Annotated in this window: 10 protein-coding genes and 3 pseudogenes; 7 read left to right on the forward strand and 6 right to left on the reverse strand. The window is 61.7% G+C overall.

Features of this window, described 5'->3' with window-relative positions; all coding sequences use genetic code 11:
• Positions 1 to 32: 32 nt before the first annotated feature.
• The gene (locus LRS56_03365; protein WDU63599.1) at positions 33 to 824 is read right to left on the reverse strand and encodes a CPBP family intramembrane metalloprotease; all 792 of its coding nucleotides are present in this window, start codon (positions 822 to 824) and stop codon (positions 33 to 35) included.
• A gap of 418 nt (positions 825 to 1,242) precedes the next feature.
• Between LRS56_03365 and LRS56_03370 the strand changes: the two genes are divergently transcribed.
• Complete coding sequence (locus LRS56_03370) at positions 1,243 to 2,103, forward strand: DMT family transporter (protein WDU63600.1); 861 nt, start codon at positions 1,243 to 1,245, stop codon at positions 2,101 to 2,103.
• A gap of 28 nt (positions 2,104 to 2,131) precedes the next feature.
• Here LRS56_03370 and LRS56_03375 read toward each other — a convergent pair whose 3' ends face one another.
• Both LRS56_03375 and LRS56_03380 read right to left on the reverse strand, forming a co-directional pair.
• Complete coding sequence (locus LRS56_03375) at positions 2,132 to 3,016, reverse strand: DMT family transporter (protein WDU63601.1); 885 nt, start codon at positions 3,014 to 3,016, stop codon at positions 2,132 to 2,134.
• Between the two features lie 64 nt (positions 3,017 to 3,080).
• Positions 3,081 to 4,705, reverse strand: a pseudogene (locus tag LRS56_03380) (methyl-accepting chemotaxis protein).
• Positions 4,706 to 5,095: 390 nt separating this feature from the next.
• Here LRS56_03380 and aceK point away from each other — a divergent pair.
• The 5 genes and pseudogenes from aceK to LRS56_03405 all read left to right on the forward strand — a co-directional run bounded on the left by aceK (position 5,096) and on the right by LRS56_03405 (position 13,285).
• Positions 5,096 to 6,817, forward strand: a complete 1,722-nt coding sequence (gene aceK / locus LRS56_03385) for a bifunctional isocitrate dehydrogenase kinase/phosphatase (protein ID WDU63602.1) — start codon at positions 5,096 to 5,098, stop codon at positions 6,815 to 6,817.
• 70 nt (positions 6,818 to 6,887) lie between these two features.
• Positions 6,888 to 10,799, forward strand: coding sequence for an ATP-dependent RNA helicase HrpA (gene hrpA, locus LRS56_03390; GenBank protein ID WDU63603.1), 3,912 nt, complete (start codon positions 6,888 to 6,890; stop codon positions 10,797 to 10,799).
• Positions 10,800 to 11,191: 392 nt separating this feature from the next.
• Positions 11,192 to 12,314, forward strand: a pseudogene (locus tag LRS56_03395) (beta-ketoacyl-ACP synthase III).
• A gap of 129 nt (positions 12,315 to 12,443) precedes the next feature.
• Positions 12,444 to 13,058: a sigma-70 family RNA polymerase sigma factor gene (locus LRS56_03400; GenBank protein ID WDU63604.1), complete on the forward strand. Its 615-nt coding sequence runs from the start codon at positions 12,444 to 12,446 to the stop codon at positions 13,056 to 13,058.
• The gene (locus LRS56_03405) at positions 13,052 to 13,285 is read left to right on the forward strand and encodes a zf-HC2 domain-containing protein (protein WDU63605.1); all 234 of its coding nucleotides are present in this window, start codon (positions 13,052 to 13,054) and stop codon (positions 13,283 to 13,285) included. The genes LRS56_03400 and LRS56_03405 overlap by 7 nt, the downstream gene beginning before the upstream one ends.
• Positions 13,286 to 13,448: 163 nt before the next feature.
• Here LRS56_03405 and LRS56_03410 read toward each other — a convergent pair.
• Positions 13,449 to 14,791, reverse strand: a pseudogene (locus tag LRS56_03410) (putative porin).
• A gap of 283 nt (positions 14,792 to 15,074) precedes the next feature.
• On the opposite strand from LRS56_03410, the gene LRS56_03415 reads away from it, so the two are divergent.
• Positions 15,075 to 16,199 carry a GNAT family N-acetyltransferase gene (locus LRS56_03415; GenBank protein WDU63606.1) on the forward strand — a complete coding sequence of 375 codons (1,125 nt, stop codon included), beginning with the start codon at positions 15,075 to 15,077 and terminating at the stop codon, positions 16,197 to 16,199.
• Positions 16,200 to 16,210: 11 nt separating this feature from the next.
• Here the strand turns inward: LRS56_03415 and aqpZ are convergent, their stop codons facing one another.
• Both aqpZ and LRS56_03425 read right to left on the reverse strand, forming a co-directional pair.
• A complete protein-coding gene (aqpZ, locus tag LRS56_03420; GenBank protein WDU63607.1) occupies positions 16,211 to 16,912 on the reverse strand; it encodes an aquaporin Z in 702 nt (233 codons plus the stop codon).
• Between the two features lie 281 nt (positions 16,913 to 17,193).
• Positions 17,194 to 19,026, reverse strand: a complete 1,833-nt coding sequence (locus tag LRS56_03425) for an ABC transporter ATP-binding protein (protein ID WDU63608.1) — start codon at positions 19,024 to 19,026, stop codon at positions 17,194 to 17,196.
• Positions 19,027 to 19,038: the final 12 nt, after the last annotated feature.

The following is a 19,038-nucleotide window of genomic DNA, read 5'->3' on the forward strand; positions in this document are numbered from 1 at the left end:
GGGCGGCCTTGGTGTCGGGTCAAACCAGCGGTTCAGCCTGCCAGCATCGGGTACGTAAACAATCCGAAATGCAGCAGGTTCAAACCAAAGTGCGTGGCCACCGCCGCCCCAAGGCCGCCGAAGCGATACGCCAGGCCGTAACCGACCCCGGCGATGCTTGCCAGCAGCACCCAGTGCCAGCCCGCGCCGATATGCACCAGGCCGAACAGCAAGGACGCCAGCAGCAACGCGAGGTTCTCGCCGTAGGGCAGGTGTTTGAAGCGCAGGCGCAGGCCGCCCTGGAGGTAGCCACGGAACAGGGCTTCTTCCACCAGCGTCACCAGCAGCAGGTTATTGAGCACCCACAGCCAGGCCTGTTCCGGCCATTTCGGTGCCCAGCTGATAACCCCGAGCAAGGTGGCGCCGCCCAACGCGGCGATAGCGGTGAGGGTCAGGGCCAGGGCGGCGACGCAGATCGACAGGCGCAGGCTGCGCCGCGCCACAATCCATGGGCAGGCCAGCAGCAGCCAGAAGCCGATGAGTGGCTTGTCCTGGTTCAGGTACATCGAGAACGGCACCGCGTCGGCGGTAAACCGCTGCGCGCCGATGCCGCGCCCGTTGTAGAAACCCGGCAGCCAGTGCATCGCCAGACTCAGGGCCAGCACGATAAACAAGCCATGGCCGAGGTAGCGCGCCCACGGGGTACGCTGCTGGCGCACGGCGTACCCGGCGATCAGCAGCAGGGCAACCGACACCAGCGCCAGTGCGCCGAGTTGCCCATAGGCCAGGGCCAGCCCATAGCCGATGGAAAGAAGCGCCAGGTACAGCCAGGGCAGTGCAATCATGGGGAGTCCTTGGAAAAAACGGCTCGGCATTATAGCGAGGGCGCGCCGCGCTCAACGTGAAAACTGCGCCACACAAAACGCCATGGGCCGGTGATTGCAAAACATGTCGCGGGCTGGTTATAGTCGCCCGGTCTTTCTCCCTTCAAAAAGATCAGCACATGCCAGCTTCCCTGCGCATAGCGGTAGTCGATTCAGCGGTCAACGCTGTGCTCGTGCCGTGCGCGAACAAGCAGCCTGCGCAGATCAGTCACTACCCCCCACCTGTCAGTAGCACGCCGGTGTACGCAGTCGTATCACCGCCGGGTGTTGGCATTTCGGGCTGAGCAACTGATTGCTGTTGCCGTCTGCCCGCCTGAACAACTACTGAATCTCAGCAATTGCTGAATCGGCTTTTCTTGCCTGATGACAGGTGGTAACCATGTCTGTTCTTTCGAAACAATCCGTGGCCGCGGCGGCCTCGACGAGCCTGTTTGTATTGCTGTGGAGCAGCGGGGCGATCTTCTCCAAACTGGGCCTGGCGCATGCTTCGCCGTTTGCGTTTTTGCTGATCCGTTTTGCCATCGCCCTGGTGGGGCTGGTGCTTCTGGTGCCAGTCCTCAACTTGCAGTTGCCACGCCCCGGCAAGCCCATGATGTACGCGGCGGCTACGGGGCTGGTGTTGCTGGGGGCGTATCAGATTTTCTATCTGCTGGCCCTGGACCTCAACGTCACGCCAGGCGTGATGGCTACCATCATGGGCGTGCAGCCGATCCTCACTGTAGTGCTGATGGAGCGCCGGCGGTCGTTAAGCCGGCTGTTCGGCCTTGGCCTGGGTTTGGCGGGGTTGATCATGGTGGTTTACCAGGGGATCGGGCTGTCGGGCATGTCCCTGGCCGGGATGCTGTGCGGTCTGCTGGCCCTGGCGAGCATGACCTTCGGCTCGATCATGCAAAAGCGCATCACCGACAACCCGTTGGGCACGCTACCGGTGCAATACCTGGCGGGGCTGCTGCTGTGCTCGGTGTTCGTGCCGTTCCAGCCGTTTCACTTTGAACACAGCAGCCGCTTTTACCTGCCGGTGCTGTGGATGGGGCTGGTGGTATCGTTGTTGGCGACACTGTTGCTGTACCGCCTGATCGCCCGGGGCAACCTGGTGAATGTCACCAGCCTGTTCTACCTGGTGCCGGCAGTGACAGCAGTGATGGACTACCTGATCTTCGGCAACCGCCTGGCGCTGCTGAGCCTGCTGGGGATGGGGTTGATCATCATTGGGCTGGTGTTTGTGTTTCGTAAACGTTGATTGACCCGCGTAGGCGCCAGCCCGGCGCCTACGCTTTTTTCGGCCGCAGCACCAACCACAACGCCCCTGCAATCAACACGCCGCCATACAGATGCGCCATCGACAACGGCTCATCCAGCAGCAACGCGCCCCACAGCACGCCGAACGGCGGGATCATAAAGGTCACGGTCATCGACTTTACCGGCCCGATGGACGTCAGCAGGCGAAAGTACAGAATGTAGGCAAAGGCCGTGCACACCAGCCCCAGGCCCAACAGCGACAACCACACCGACCAACCGCCCCAACTGGCGGGTGGATGGGTGATGGCGTTGTAGGCAAAAAACGGCAGCAGGAACAAGGTGGCGCCGAGCATGCTGCCCAGGGCGGCGAGGCGGCTGTCCAACCCGCCACGCTGGTCCAGCCAGCGCCGTGCCAGGAAGCCGGCAAAGCCATAGCACGTAGTGGCCAGCAGGCAGGCCAGCGCACCCATCAACAATTCCAGATCAAACGCCACCGGCCCCGCACGGGTCAGCACACCCACGCCCAGCAGGCCCAGGCACACCCCGGCGACTTTGGACGGGGTGAGGCGTTCGCTGAAAAACAGCCCGCCGATCAACACGCCCATCAACGGCGTGGTGGCATTGAAGATCGCCGAGTAACCCGCCGGTAGCACCTGCGCCGCCACCGAGTACATGGTCGCCGGGATCCCGGAGTTGATCACCCCCAGCAGCAGGACCGTCTTGAACTTGCCCTGGAAATCCCAGCTCACCCGCATTATCGCCAGGATCACCAGCAAGCCGGCGGCGGCAATCGACACACGGAAAAACGCGGTCGGCAGCGTGCCGAGCTCCGGCGCGATAATGCGCATAAACAGAAAACTCGCGCCCCAGATGGCGGCGAGCCCCAACAGGTACAGGGTGTCGACAGGTCTCACACAAGGCTCCTACCTCAATCAGGCCGCGAGTGTGACCAGTGGTCGGCACCGACACAATCACTGATTACACGACAAACCGCGTCACCATGCCATTGAGGTCCACCGCCAGGCGTGACAGCTCCTGGCTTGCGGCCGAGGTCTGCGTGGCGCCGGCGGCGGTCTGGGTGGACAGGTCGCGAATATTTACCAGGCTGCGGTCCACATCACGCGCTACCAGCGCCTGTTGCTCGGCGGCGCTGGCGATTACCAGGTTGCGATCGCTGATCTGCGAAATGGCAGCGGTGATTTTTCCAGGGCGCTCCCGGCGCTGTTGGCCCGTTGCAGGGTTTGGCCTGCGTGTTCGGCGCTGCTGTTGAGTGCTTCAACCGTGTCCTGGGTGCCTTGCTGGATGCCGATGATCATCTGCTCGATTTCTTCGGTAGAGTCTTGCGTGCGCTGGGCCAGCGAGCGCACTTCATCGGCCACCACCGCAAAACCACGCCCGGCCTCACCGGCGCGGGCGGCTTCGATGGCGGCGTTTAGCGCCAGCAGGTTGGTTTGCCCGGCGATGCCGCGGATCACTTCCAGCACTTTGCTGATGTCCTGGGCTTGCACCGCCAGACCCTCGGCTTTATTGGAGGCGCCGAGCACTTCGTCCACCAGGTTCTGGATCGAGCTGATGGTTTCGCTGATCTGGTAGTGGCCGTGCTTGCTGTCTTCATCGGAGGCCTTGGAGGCTTCGGCACTGGACACCGCATTGCCCGCCACTTCGTCCACGGCCGCGCTCATTTCGGTGACGGCGGTCGCGGCCTGTTCGATTTCATCGTTCTGCGCCTGCAGGCCACGGGTGCTTTGCTCCATGACCGAACTCATTTCTTCGGCGGCCGAGGCCAGCTGTTGCGCCGACTCACTGATGCCGCGGATGGTGGTTTGCAGCTGTGCCTGCATGGTCGCCAGCGCCGTCAGCAGTTGCGCCGGTTCGTCGCTGCCGTGTACCGCGATGGGCTGGCTCAAGTCGCCAGCGGCGATGGTGCGTGCCACGCGCAGCGCCTGGCCCAGCGGCGCGGTAATGCTGCGGGTCAACAGCCAGGCCAGCAGCAAGGTGGCGATCAGTGCGGCGACGATGATCAGGCCGACAATCCACTGCGCGCTGGAATAGGCTTGCCCGGCCGATTCGGCAGCGGCTTCCACGCCTTTCTGGTTGAAGGTGATCAGGTCCTCCAGGTTCTGGGTCAGGACGTTACCCTGGGGCGCCAGGCGGCTGGTGAGCAGGTCAATCGCATCTTGTTGCTGCTCCTTGTCCACCAACGTGATCATCTGGCTGATGATGCTCAGGTAAGTCGCAACGTTGGCTTTTACCTGCTTGAGCATTTCGCCTTCTTCCTGGTTGCTCAACAGGGCTTCGTGTCGGTCCAGCAGTGCTTGCAGTTCGCGGGTGTCGCGGGTGATCAGGCTTCTGCTGGTGTCGCGGATCCGCGATTCGTCGGTGGTCACCAGGCGCAGGCCTTCCAGACGAATGGCGGCCACGTAGGCGGCGATATCGTGGACGTTCTCGATGCTTGGCATCCACGAGTCCTCGATCACCAGCGCGCTTTCGCGCAGCTTGGCCATCTGTCCCAGGCCAAATAACCCGACAATTACCAGCATGCTGGCCAACACCCCAAAACTCAGACTGGCGCGCAGACCGATCCGCATATTCCTCAATGACATCTCAATGCTCCTTAGGCGATTAGAACCTGTTCCCGGATCGGTCTTTGGACCTTGTTAGGGCGGGAGAGGGCGCGCTATATATCAAAGTGCCATTAAGGTGGTAATCAGGGTTTCCCTTAAGGTGTATCCAGACGGTTACAAAGGGCTGCTGCGCGGTGATGCGTGCGCGTTTCCCCTGGCAAGCCGCCAGGCCACGGGTTTGCTGGCTTGCACGGAAAACGCAGTGCGACTTCATGGTGCGTTTATTGACCGTATGGTCGACTTATGAAAATTGATAATAAATGTACAAAGTGAACGGATTTGTACAATCGCGTGCGCAAAATGAGCCTTCTCGTGGTTGCGTACACTGGCTAAGCTCAGTGCTTCCAGATACCCGTAGAGGTTTCCCGCATGTCGCAGACCACGCCCGCCCTCGCCATCGCCCGCACGATCCTCGAAGGGTTCGACGATTACCGCGAGCACTTTCGCCAGATCACCGATGGCGCTCGCGAGCGTTTTGAAACGGCCCAGTGGCAGCAGGGGCAGGCGGCGTCGGCGGCGCGGATCAGCCTGTATGAAGAAAAGGTCGGCGAAGTGACCGCACGCCTGCGGACCAACTTCGAGGGCGGCACATTGCTGGATATAGACATGTGGCCCCTGGTGAAAAACGCCTACATCGGCCTGATCGACCTGCGTTTTGACGATGAATTGTCCGAGACCTGGTACAACTCGATCTTCTGCGGGCTGTTCAGCCATGACCTGATCAGCGACGGCTGCATGTTTATCCACACCACCCGGCCCAGCCTGCGCCGGGCACGGGCGGCGCAGACGCGCACCTACACACCGGGCGGCCAGATCGCCGAGATGCTCGCGCAGATTTTTGCCGACTACGGTTTCAGCGAGCCTTACGCCGACCTGGCCGGCGACCTGCGCCGCCTTGAAGTGCAACTGCGCGAAAACCTGCCGGACTGGGTGTGCAAGGACCCGGACCTCAACGTCGAGCTGTTTTCCTCGGTGCTCTACCGCAACAAGGGCGCTTACCTGGTCGGGCGCATTTACACCCGTGACGAGCAATGGCCCCTGGTGATCCCGCTGCTGCACCGCGAAGGGCAGGGCATTCAGATTGATGCGCTGATCACCGACGAAGCCGACGTGTCGATCATCTTCTCGTTTACCCGTTCCTATTTCATGGTCGACGTGCCGGTGCCCGCAGAATTTATCGGCTTTCTCAAGCGCATCCTGCCGGGCAAGCACATCGCAGAGCTGTACACCTCGATCGGCTTCTACAAGCATGGTAAATCGGAGTTCTACCGTGCGCTGATCAACCACCTGGCGACCACCGACGACCGCTTTATCATGGCCCCCGGCGTGCGTGGCATGGTGATGAGCGTGTTTACCCTGCCGGGCTTCAACACCGTGTTCAAGATCATCAAGGACCGGTTTTCGCCGTCGAAAAACGTCAACCGCGCCACGGTGATCGAGAAGTACCGCCTGGTCAAAAGCGTTGACCGGGTGGGGCGCATGGCCGACACCCAGGAGTTTGCCGATTTCCGTTTTCCCCTGAGCAAGTTCGAGCCCGAGTGCCTGGCCGAGCTGCTGGAAGTGGCTGCCGGCACGGTCGAGGTTGAAGGCGACACGGTGCTGATCCGCCACTGCTGGACCGAACGGCGCATGACCCCGCTCAACCTCTACCTCGACAACGCCAACCCCGCCCAGGTGCGCGAAGCCCTGGAGGACTACGGCCTGGCCATCAAGCAACTGGCGGCGGCGAATATCTTCCCGGGCGATATGCTGCTGAAAAACTTCGGCGTCACCCGCCACGGCCGTGTGGTGTTCTACGACTACGACGAAATCTGCTTTCTCACCGAGGCCAACTTCCGCCACATCCCCGCACCGCGCACCCCCGAGGATGAAATGGCCTCCGAGCCCTGGTACTCCATCGGCCCGCTGGATGTGTTCCCGGAAGAATTCCCGCCGTTCCTGTTCGCCGATGCCGGCCAGCGCAAGCTGTTCGACGAGCTGCATGGCGAGCTGTACAACGCCGACTACTGGAAGGGGCTGCAAGACGCGATACGCGCCGGCAAAGTCATCGATGTGTTCCCGTATCGGCGCAAAGACCGTGATAACGAATGAGGGGCGCGCGCGTTGGCGGTTTTCTGCGACAATCCGCCCCCTGCATAAATAGACGACCAAAACGCACCTGATGACTGACCAAGCGCCCGCTATCGACCAACTGCTGAAAAACCTCGATCACGCCATGCTCGCCGACCGCCACCGCTTGCGGCGCCAGTTGCTCGAGCTGCGTAAAAAGCCCGACGAGGACAAGCTGGCGCAGTGGGTCACGCGCATGCAGGCGTCCTGTGCCCAGGTCACGGCGCGGCGCGCCAGCCTGCCGGTGATCCGCTATGACGACAGCCTGCCGATCGCCGCCAAGCGCGACGAGATCAAAGACGCGCTGCTCAAGCATCAGGTGCTGATCATTGCCGGCGAAACCGGTTCGGGCAAGACCACCCAACTGCCGAAAATCTGCCTGGAGATCGGTCGCGGCCAGTACGGCCTGATCGGCCATACCCAGCCGCGCCGGATTGCTGCGCGCAGCGTCGCCAGCCGGGTTGCCGAAGAACTGGCCACGCCATTGGGCGCACTGGTCGGCTATCAAGTGCGTTTCGAGGACCAGAGTGATTCCAACACCCTGATCAAGCTGATGACCGACGGCATTCTGCTGGCCGAAACCCAGAACGACCGCTACCTCGAGCGCTACGACACGATCATCGTCGACGAAGCCCACGAACGCAGCCTGAACATCGACTTCCTGCTCGGTTACCTGAAAACCCTGCTGCCGCGCCGCCCCGACCTGAAAGTCATCATCACTTCAGCGACCATCGACCTGGAGCGCTTTTCCAAGCACTTCGACGATGCGCCGATCGTCGAGGTGTCGGGCCGTACCTTCCCGGTGGACACCTGGTACCGCCCGCTGACCCTGGAGCAGGATGAGGAGGGCAATCGCGTCGAGGACGACTTGACCGTCGACCAGGCGATCCTCGCCACCCTTGATGAAATCGCCGCCTATGAGCGCAGCGAACGCCGCAGCCCCGGTGATGTGCTGGTGTTCCTGCCGGGCGAGCGCGAGATTCGCGACGCCGCCGAAATGCTGCGCAAGGCGCAGCTCAAGCACACCGAAATTCTGCCGCTGTATGCGCGCCTGTCACCGGCCGAACAGCAGCGGATTTTCCAGTCCCACCCGGGCCGCCGTGTGGTGCTGGCGACCAACGTCGCGGAAACCTCGCTGACCGTGCCCGGCATTCGCTATGTGATCGACAGCGGTACTGCGCGCATCAGCCGCTACAGCTACCGCGCCAAGGTGCAGCGCCTGCCGATCGAGGCGATTTCCCAGGCCAGCGCCAACCAGCGTAAAGGCCGTTGCGGCCGGGTTGAGCCGGGGATTTGCATCCGCTTGTACAGCGAAGAAGACTTTATCGGGCGCCCGGAATTTACCGACCCGGAAATCCTGCGTACCAACCTCGCCGCCGTGATCCTGCAGATGCTGCACCTGCGCCTGGGCGAGATTACCGATTTCCCGTTTATCGAACCGCCGGATGGCAAGGCCATCAGCGACGGTTTCAACCTGCTGCAGGAACTCTCGGCCGTTGATCGCAACAGCCAGCTCACGCCGTTGGGCCGCCAGCTGGCGCGCCTGCCGGTGGATCCGCGCATGGGCCGCATGCTGCTCGAAGCGGCCAAGCTCGGCAGCTTGCAGGAAGTGCTGATCGTGGCCAGCGCCATGTCGATCCAGGACCCACGCGAGCGTCCGCCGGAGCGCCAGCAAGCCGCCGACCAGGCCCACGCACAGTGGAAAGACCCGGATTCGGACTTCGCCGGCCTGGTCAATCTGTGGCGCGGCTTTGAAGAACAGCGCCAGGAGCTGACGGCCAGCCCGTTGCGCAACTGGTGCCGCAAGAACTTCCTCAACTACCTGCGTCTGCGTGAGTGGCGCGACTCCCACCGCCAACTCAGCCTGATCTGCCGCGACATGCAACTGACCGTCAATAAAGAACCGGCGGACTTCCCGAAATTGCACAAGGCGGTGCTGTCCGGCCTGCTCAGCCAGATCGGCCAGAAGACCGAAGACGGCGATTACCTCGGCGCCCGTCAGCGGCGCTTCTGGATTCACCCGTCTTCGGGCATCGGCAAAAAGCGCCCGCAGTGGCTGATGACCGCCGAGCTGGTGGAAACCACCAAGCTGTATGCGCGCATGGTGGCGAAGATCGATGCCGACTGGATCGAGCCGCTGGCCGGGCACCTGATCAAGAAAAACCACTTCGAACCGCACTGGGAGAAAAAGCGCGGCCAAGTGGTGGCGTTTGAGCAGATCACCCTGTTCGGGCTGATCGTGGTGGGGCGCCGGCCCGTGCATTACGGGCCGATTGACCCGGTGGTGTCCCGCGAGCTGTTTATCCGCGAGGGCCTGGTGCGTGGCGAGATTCAGTCCCGGGCCAAATGCCTGACGGCCAACCAGCAATTGCTGGAGCAGCTCGACGAACTGGAAGCCAAGGCGCGGCGCCGCGACATCCTGGCCGACGAAGAAACCCTGTACGCCTTCTACGATGCGCGCTTGCCGGCGGAGATCCACCAGACCGCCACCTTCGACAGCTGGTACAAGGTCAACAGCCAGAAAGACCCGCAGTTGCTGATCATGCGCGAAGAAGACGTGCTGGCCCGCGAGGCCAGTGAAGTCACCGCCATGCATTACCCCGACACCTTGCAACTGGGCGATCTGGAGTTGGCGCTGAGCTACCACTTCGAACCCAACCACCCGCGTGACGGTGTGACCCTGCGCGTACCGGCGCCGCTGTTGCCGGCCTTGCCACCGGAGCGCCTGGAGTGGCTGGTGCCGGGCGTGATCGAAGCCAAATGCATCGCCTTGGTGCGTAACTTGCCGAAGGCGCTGCGCAAGAACTTTGTGCCGGTGCCGGATTTCGTCAAGGCTGCGCTGCAACGCATCGAATTCGGCCAGGGCTCGCTGCCCCAGGCATTGGGCCGCGAATTGCTGCGCATGACCGGTGCGCGGGTCAGCGATGAAGCCTGGGCCCAAGCCGCGCAGCAGGTGGAAAACCACCTCAAGATGAACCTGGAAGTGGTCGACGGCGAGGGCAAGTTCCTCGGCGAAGGTCGCGACCTGGCCGAGCTGACCGCGCGTTTTGCGCAAGCCAGCCAAGCCGCCCTGGCCGTCCCGCAAACCGTGAAAAGCCAGCAGCCGGTGCAAGCCAAGGAGTTTGCGGCGGTGGCGCAGAAGACCCAGCAAAAGATCGCCGGCCTGTCGATGACGGTGTACCCGGCGCTGGTCGAAGAAAACGGCACGGTCAAGGAAGGGCGTTTTTCTACCGCCGCCGAGGCCGAGTTCCAGCATCGTCGCGCCTTGCAGCGTCTGCTGATGCAGCAGCTGGCGGAACCGGCAAAGTTCCTGCGCGGCAAATTGCCGGGCCTGACCGAGCTGGGCCTGATGTACCGCGAGCTGGGGCGCATCGACGCGCTGGTCGAAGACATTCTGCTGGCCAGTCTCGATAGCTGCGTGCTGGAAGGTGAAGACAGCCTGCCGCGTGACGGTGCGGGCCTGGCGGCGCTGGCTGAACGCAAACGCGGCAGCTGGACCGAGCACGCCGAACGCCTGGCGCGCCTGACCCTGGAGGTGCTGAAACTCTGGCACGGCCTGCAAAAGCGCTTCAAAGGCAAGATCGACCTGGCCCAGGCCGTGGCCTTGAACGACATCAAGCAGCAACTGAGCCACCTGGTTTACCCAGGCTTTGTACGGGAAACCCCGGCGCAGTGGTTCAAGGAGTTGCCGCGCTTCCTCAAGGCCATCGAGCTACGCCTGGAGAAATTACCCAGCCAGGTGCAAAAAGACCGCGTGTGGAGCAGCGAGCTGGGTGGCCTGTGGGCGCAGTACCAGAACCGCCTGAACAAACACGCCCAGGAGGGCAAGCGCGACCCGCAGCTGGAGCTCTACCGCTGGTGGATGGAGGAATATCGCGTGTCGTTGTTTGCCCAGCAGTTGGGCACCAAAGTGCCGATTTCCGACAAGCGTTTGAGCAAACAATGGAGCCTGGTCGAAGCCTGACAACGCCGCAGATCCTTAGTGGCGAGCGGGCTTATTGTGGAGATCAGGCTTGTTGTGGCGAGCGGGCTTGCCCGCGTTGGGCTGCGCAGCAGCCCCATGCTCTCACCGCGGTGCATCAGATAAATCCGGTCAGCAGGTTTTAGGGCCGCTGCGCAGCCCAACGCGGGCAAGCCCGCTCGCCACAACGGCGTTTTAAACGGGCTTATCCGGCATATGGCGCCAAATCCCAGGGATTGTGGCAAACTTCGCGGTTATAAATGCCGGGATCGTCGTAGCAGCGACGCGACGGAATAAAGCGTTGCCAGTTTGACGCCGCTGGATGGCATCGAACTACTTATAGTTTGGTACGACGGTACCAATATCCCCTGCCTGACAGATTTAGAGGAACGACCGTGCATAACGTCGTCATCAGCGGCACTGGCCTGTACACCCCGGCCAACAGCATCTCCAACGAAGAGCTGGTGCAGTCTTTCAATGCCTACGTGCAGCAGTTCAACAGCGATAACGCCGCCGCCATCGAGCGCGGCGAGGTACAGGCGCTGACCGAGTCCAGTGCCGCCTTTATCGAAAAGGCATCCGGCATCAAGAGCCGTTTTGTGATGGACAAGGACGGCATCCTCGACCCGCAACGCATGGCCCCGCGCCTGCCGGAGCGCAGCAACGACGAATGGTCGGTGCTCTGCCAGATGGCCATTGGCGCCGCCGAGCAAGCCCTGCAGCGCGCCGGCAAGACCGCCGCCGATATCGACGGGGTGATCGTCGCCTGTTCCAACCTGCAGCGCGCTTATCCGGCGATTGCCATTGAAGTCCAGGAAGCCCTGGGCATCGCGGGTTTCGGTTTCGACATGAACGTGGCGTGCTCGTCGGCGACCTTCGGCATCCAGAACGCCGCCAACAGCATCCAGCTGGGCCAGGCGCGGGCGATCCTGATGGTCAACCCCGAGGTCTGCACCGGCCACCTGAACTTCCGTGACCGTGACAGCCACTTCATCTTCGGTGACGCGGCCACGGCGGTGATCCTTGAGCGCGCCGACCTTGCGACCTCCAAACACCAGTTCGACGTGGTGAGCACCAAGCTGCTGACCAAGTTCTCGAATAATATCCGCAACAACTTCGGCTTCCTCAACCGCACTGCGGAAGAGGGCATTGGCGCGCCGGACAAACTGTTCGTGCAGGAAGGTCGCAAAGTCTTCCGCGATGTCTGCCCGATGGTGGCCGAACTGATCGGCGTGCACCTGGAAGAAAACCAGTTGAGCGTGACCGACGTGAAGCGCTTCTGGTTGCACCAGGCCAACCTGAGCATGAACCACCTGATTGTGAAGAAACTGCTGGGCCGCGAAGCCACGGTGGAAGAGGCCCCGGTGATCCTCGATACTTACGCCAACACCAGCTCGGCGGGCTCGGTGATTGCGTTCCACACCTACTCAGGACGATTTGCCCAAGGGCGCCGTCGCGGTGCTCAGTTCGTTTGGCGCGGGCTATTCGATCGGCAGCGTGATCCTGCGCAAACGCTGATATCGAGGCAGAATGCGCTCAATGTGGGAGCTGGCTTGCCTGCGATAGCGGCGGTGGATTCACCCCCTTCATCGCAGGCAAGCCAGCTCCCACACTGATTGGGTTTGCACGTTGAAATCGAGGTCTTGAATGGCAGCAGCGGACGACGCGCACCTGCTTGAACGACTGCTCAAGGGCGAGCAGCGGGCCTACAAGGAATTGGTCAGCACCTATCAAAGCGCAATGCGGGCAGTGGCCTATGCCATCGTCGGCCAGCGCCATGCCGACGAAGTGGTGCAGGACGCCTGGCTGTCGGTGGTGCGTAACCTGGGCCGATTTGAAGGGCGTTCCAGCCTCAAGACCTGGCTGCTGACCATCACTGCCAACGCTGCCAAAGGCCGCTACAAGCAGAATCGCCGGGAAGTGCTGCTGGATGATTTGCCCTCGCCCCATGGCACTGTCGGTGATGATCGTTTCGTACCCGATGACGGTCACTGGGCGGTCGCCCCGTACGCCTGGCACCAGGACACCCCGGAAGCCCTGCTGACCGAGGATGAACTGCGCAAATGCCTGGAGCATACGTTGCTGAGTTTGTCTGAGCTGCAAAGCAGCGTGTTGCTGCTGCGCGAACGCCAGGGCCTGGAGCTGGAGGAGATCTGTAATCTTCTGACGCTCTCACTCTCCAATGTTCGTGTGCTGTTGCATCGAGCACGGCTTAAAGTCTTCGCCACGGTGGAGCATTTTGAGGAAACGGGCGAATGCTGACCTGTAAAGAACAAGTGGCACGTTCCAGTGACTACCTCGACGGGCAATTGACCTTTCGCGAGCGTCTGCTGGTGCGTCATCACCTGATGTTCTGCCCCAACTGCCGACGGTTTACCCGCCAGATGCGCCTGATGCAGGCCACGCTGAAAGCCCTGCCGCAGGAGCCGGTGAAGGATGTGGATGCCTTGGCCCAACGGCTGGCGGCCGAGCGGCTCAAGGATCAATAAAGGTGGGAGAGAAAGCAGGCTCGCGTGAGTGACTCGGACGGATGATGGGGACCGACCCACCCACGCAAGACTGTTAGAGAAGCAGCTTCAAGCGGTGAGCTTGAAGCTGCAAGTGACGTGCTCTTCCTTGAAGCTTGTAGCTTGAAACGTGTCGCTGTCTTCCTTAGAACTTGGCTTCTGCGTCCAGCTGGAAGGTGTTGGCTTTGGCGCTACGGTCCACGAGCGTGCGGCTGTAGGTGTCGGTCTTGGTCAGGAAGTACGTTGCGCCGATGGCGAAGTTCTTGTCGATGTCATAGCCGACTTTGAACTTGTGACCACGGGAGCCGGTGAAGCCGCCGCCGAAGTCCGAATCGGTAAAGGCGCCCACGACGGCGTTTTTCTCTACGTCGCGATAGTTGTAGTCCAGGTTGAAGCCGAACACCTTGGACTTGGCACCCAGCAACCAGGCAGTGTCGGCATCGTCGACAGCGTCGTTGTTTTTCACGTACTGGCCGTAGAACGCCAGAGGGACTGCCAGGCCGCCGATATCGACTTGGCTGAAGCCTTCGTACAGGCGGAACTCGCCGTTTGGTGTGTTGCCGTTGGTCGCCAGCAGGTTCGGGGTGCTGGTGCCGGAGGCACGGCTGTCTTCGTCGTTCTGGTAGGCGTAGACGCTGCCACCCAGGGTCACTTTCAGGTTGTCGGTCACCGAGAAACGGGTGCCCAACTGGCCGGTGGTCAGGCGCAGGTCATGGCGGTACTGCACGCCGTCACCGTCCACGTTGTCCTTGAGGTTGTAGTTCCCCAGGCTGCCGAACAGCTCGGCGCTGCCGCCCAATGGGTACTTGTAGGTGACTGCCAAGCCTTCCGGGTTGATGTCGCTATCCCAGATCACATCGCCCATGTTGACCCATGGCTGCAGCATTTTGCCGCCAATGATGTGCAGGTTTTTGATCTGGTCGGGGTGGTAGTCGATGTAGCCGAGGTCCAGCCAGATCGATTTTTTATCGAAGTAGCCGTCCAGGTCCTGGTTGGTGGAGCGCGCATCGCTGCCGCCGCCGGTGGCGATACGAATGCCGGTGTCCACCTGTGGGTTGATTTCGGTGTAGGCGCCGAGGCGTGCGCGGATCCGTTCGCGATCCTTGTCACGACCGGTGACGCCGGCGCGGGTGACGCCATTTTCGCCTTCGACCTTGATGGTCTCGTGGCGCATGCGCACATCACCCTTGAACTGAGTCTTCGCCGCCCAAGCCAGCTTCTGGTCGAAGCTGCTCAGCTCGTTGGTTTTTTCGCGGTGGCCGCGATCTGTTCGTTGGTCTCTTGTTGAGCTTGCTGTGCGATCTGCTTTTCTTTCTGATCCTTGGCCAGCTCAGCTTGCAGTTCGGTGTACTGCGCCGCAGTGATCTGGCCGTTGGCCTTGAGCATGTCGAGCAATTTAGCGTCGACTGCAGCGCTGGCCGGAACGCTCAGGGCCAGTAACAGGCCGCCGCACAGGACCGCCGCAGTTTTAGTGGAAGCAAGACGCATATCAATCTCCGAAAGTGAGGAGGGATGGCAAACCATCCAGGACACAACCGACCGATGACGGACGGAAAAATAACCACCTGCTAGAACCAGGCGCTCTAAAAACAGGCGTCAGTATCGCGATCGTTTATGACGCAGCAGTGGCTAAGTGATGTCATCTACATGACAAATTATTTAAGAATGGAACTATTGGTTTAGAGCCCTGTCGCGCGATTTGGGGGTGTGCCAGGGGCTGCGATAAGCGATACTCGCGAGGCTTTCACGCCATGAAGTAGTGAGGATGCCGATGCCGTTGCAACGCCTGGACAGCCTGTCCGAAATCGCCCCGCAGACGTGGGATGCACTGGTGCCGGACGCCCAGCCCTTTGTGCGGCATGCCTTTTTGAGTGCGCTGGAAGACAGCGCCAGCCTGGGCCCGCAATCGGGCTGGCAACCGGAACATTTGCTGCATTGGGAAGGCGAGCGACTGGTGGCGGCATTGCCCAGTTATCGCAAGTGGCACTCCTATGGCGAGTACGTGTTCGATCACGGCTGGGCCGATGCCTGTGAGCGGGCGGGCATCGACTACTACCCCAAGCTGCTGACGGCGGTGCCGTTCAGTCCGGTCAGCGGGCCACGCTTGCTGGCGCGCAGTGCCGAGGACGGTTTCGAACTGCTCAACAGCCTGCCGGGCTACCTGGAAATCGAAGGGCTCTCCAGCGCCCACATCAACTTTACCGACGTGTTGGCCGATGAGGCATTGGCCGCGCAGCCGGGCTGGTTGCAGCGCCTGGGCTGTCAGTTTCACTGGCAGAATCGCGGCTACCGCGACTTCCAGGATTTCCTCGACGCCCTGAGTTCACGCAAGCGCAAGCAGATGCGCAAGGAACGCGAACAAGTGGCGGGGCAGGGCATCGATTTCGAGTGGTTGCAAGGCCATGAACTGAGCGAGGCGCAGTGGGATTTTGTCTACGCCTGCTACGCCAATACCTACGCGGTACGCCGGCAAACACCCTACCTGACCCGCGCTTTTTTCAGCCTGCTGGCCGAGCGCATGCCCGAGGCGATTCGCGTGGTGCTGGCCAAACAGGGTGCACGCCCGGTGGCCATGGCCTTCAGTTTGATCGGTGGCGACAGCTTCTACGGCCGTTACTGGGGCTGCCTGGCCGAGTTTGACCGCCTGCATTTCGAAACCTGTTTCTACCAGGGCATGGACTACGCCATCGCCCACGGCCTGCAACGCTTCGACGCCGGTGCCCAGGGCGAGCACAAGTTGATTCGTGGGTTTGAACCGGTGATCACGCGGTCATGGCACTACCTGCGTCATCCTGGGTTGAAGAATGCCGTAGAGGACTTTCTGGAGCGCGAGCGGGTGGGGATTCTGGCGTATGCCGAAGAGGCGAGGGCAGCCATGCCTTATCGGCAGGGCTGAACTCGCTGTTCTCAGGCCGGCTCCTCCTTGCCCAGCCATCGATAGGTCACGCCGGCAATGACCGCGCCCAGAATCGGCGCGAGCCAGAACATCCACAACTGCTGGACCGCCCACCCGCCCACGATCAGCGCAGGCCCGGTACTGCGGGCCGGGTTGACTGAGGTGTTGGTCACGGGAATGGAAATCAGGTGGATCAAGGTGAGGGCCAGACCGATGGCGATGGGCGCCAGGCCCTTGGGGGCACGGTGGTCGGTGGCGCCGAGGATGATCAGCAGGAACATCGCAGTCATCACCAGCTCACACACAAACCCCGCTGCCAGCGAGTAGCCGCCGGGGGAATGTGCGCCATAGCCGTTTGATGCCAGGCCGCCGGCCAGTTCGAAGCCCGGTTTGCCGCTGGCAATGAAGTACAACAACGCGGCGGCGACTGTGCCGCCAATGACTTGGGCCACGATATACGCCGGTAACTCCCTGGCCGGAAACCTCCCGCCCACTACCAGCCCTACCGATACTGCCGGGTTGAGGTGGCAACCGCTGATGTGCCCGATGGCAACCGCCATGGTCAGCACCGTCAGCCCGAAGGCCAGCGACACGCCCAACAACCCGATCCCGACTGCAGGGAACGCTGCGGCCAGCACCGCACTCCCGCAACCGCCCAACACCAGCCAAAACGTACCTAACCCCTCTGTAATTGAACGTTTGAACAAAGACATGCAACACGTCCTTGATAGATCGCTCTACCGATCAGTAAATCAATGATGCTCCCTGCAGATTTACTTCAGCGCCCGTCTGGGCACTGCACTGAGTACAGCAGGCTTGCGCCATAAAGCCAGGCAAAAAAAAAGCGCCAGGGCCCTTTGAATCTGGACGCCTGACGCAATTTAAGCGTGGGAGCTGGCTTGCCTGCGATGACGGTCTCACCGTCAGCTCTTTACTGGCTGACCCACCGCTATCGCAGGCAAGCCAGCTCCCACAGGGGTATAGCGGTGGGGCTTCAGTCGATGCCGACGAACCCACCCGTCTGGTGCTGCCACAACCGCGAGTACAAGCCGCCGTGCGCGAGCAACTCGGCATGGCTGCCGCTTTCGGCGATCAGGCCTTTCTCCAGCACCACCAGGCGGTCCATCCGCGCAATGGTCGACAGCCGGTGTGCGATCGCAATCACCGTCTTGCCCTGCATCAAGGTCTCCAGGCTTTCCTGGATCGCCGCTTCCACTTCCGAGTCCAGGGCCGAGGTGGCTTCGTCCATGATCAGAATCGGCGCGTCCTTGAGCAGCACGCGGGCGATGGCGATGCGCTGGCGTTGCCCGCCCGAGAGTTTTACCCCGCGTTCGCCCACATGCGCATCCAGCCCGGTGCGGCCTTCGGCGTCCGACAGCAGCGGGATGAACTCATCGGCGCGGGCCTTGTGCACGGCGGCCCAGAGTTCTGCGTCGGTGGCGTCCGGCTTGCCGTACAACAGGTTGTCGCGGATCGAGCGGTGCAGCAGCGAGGTGTCCTGGGTGATCATGCCGATCTGTTCGCGCAGGGTTTCCTGGGCGACTTCTGCGATGTTCTGGCCGTCGATCAGGATGCGCCCGCCTTGCAGGTCATACAGGCGCAGCAGCAGGTTGACCAGGGTCGACTTGCCCGCGCCGGACGGGCCGATCAGGCCGATTTTTTCACCGGCCTTGATGTTCAAGTTGAGGCCGCCAATGATCCCGCTCTTCTTGCCGTAGTGGAAATCCACCTGTTCGAAACGCACTTCGCCATGGGGCACGCTCAGGCGCGGGGCGTTGTCGCGGTCGATCACGGCCAGTGGCTGGGCAATGGTTTTCAGGCCGTCCTGCACCATGCCGATGTTTTCGAAAATGCCGTTGACCACCCACATGATCCAGCCCGACATGTTGACGATGCGGATCACCAGGCCGGTGGCCAGGGCGATGGCGCCCACCGAGATCAGTGACTGCGTCCACAACCACAGGGCCAGGCCGGTGGTGGTGACGATCAACAGGCCGTTCATGGTGGTAATCACCACGTCCATGCTGGTGACCACGCGGCTGGCCAGCTGGGTTTTTTCGGTCTGTTCGATGATCGCTTCCTTGGCGTACTGCTGCTCGTAATGGGTGTGAGCGAACAGCTTCAAGGTGGTGATATTGGTGTAGCCGTCGACGATACGGCCCATCAATTTGGAGCGCGCTTCGGATGAGACCACCGAGCGCTCCTTCACCCGTGGCACGAAGTAACGCAGCGTCAGGCTGTAGGCGATGATCCAGGTCACCAGCGGGATCATCAGGCGCCAGTCGGCCTCGGCAAACAGCACCAAGGCACTGATCGCGTAGATCGCCACGTGCCAGATCGCATCCACTGCCGCCACGGCGGAGTCGCGCAGGGAGTTGCCAGTTTGCATGATGCGCTGGGCGATGCGCCCGGCGAAGTCATTCTGGAAGAAATTCAGGCTCTGCTTGAGCACATAGCTGTGGTTCTGCCAACGGATCAGGCTGGTCATGCCGGGGCTGATCGTCTGGTGCACCAGCAGGTCATGCAGCGCGCCGAAGATCGGGCGCAGCAGCAGGGCGACCACGGCCATCCAGATCAGCTCGGTGCTGTGCAGCTGGAAGAAGTTTTCCGGTGGGGTGCCTTGGGCCAGGTCGATGATGCGGCTCAGGTAGCTGAACAGCGCAACTTCGATCAGCGCGCCGATCAGGCCCACCACCAGCAACGCGGCGAAATGCGGCCACACCTGGCGCAGGTAATAGAGGTAGAAGGGCAGGACTTTATCGGGAGGAGCCGCGCTGGGAGCGTCGCGGAAAATATCGATCAGTTGTTCAAAACGACGATAGAGCATTAGGTTGACGCC

This window comes from Pseudomonas poae, assembly GCA_028869255.1.
Classification (GTDB): domain Bacteria; phylum Pseudomonadota; class Gammaproteobacteria; order Pseudomonadales; family Pseudomonadaceae; genus Aquipseudomonas; species Aquipseudomonas poae_C.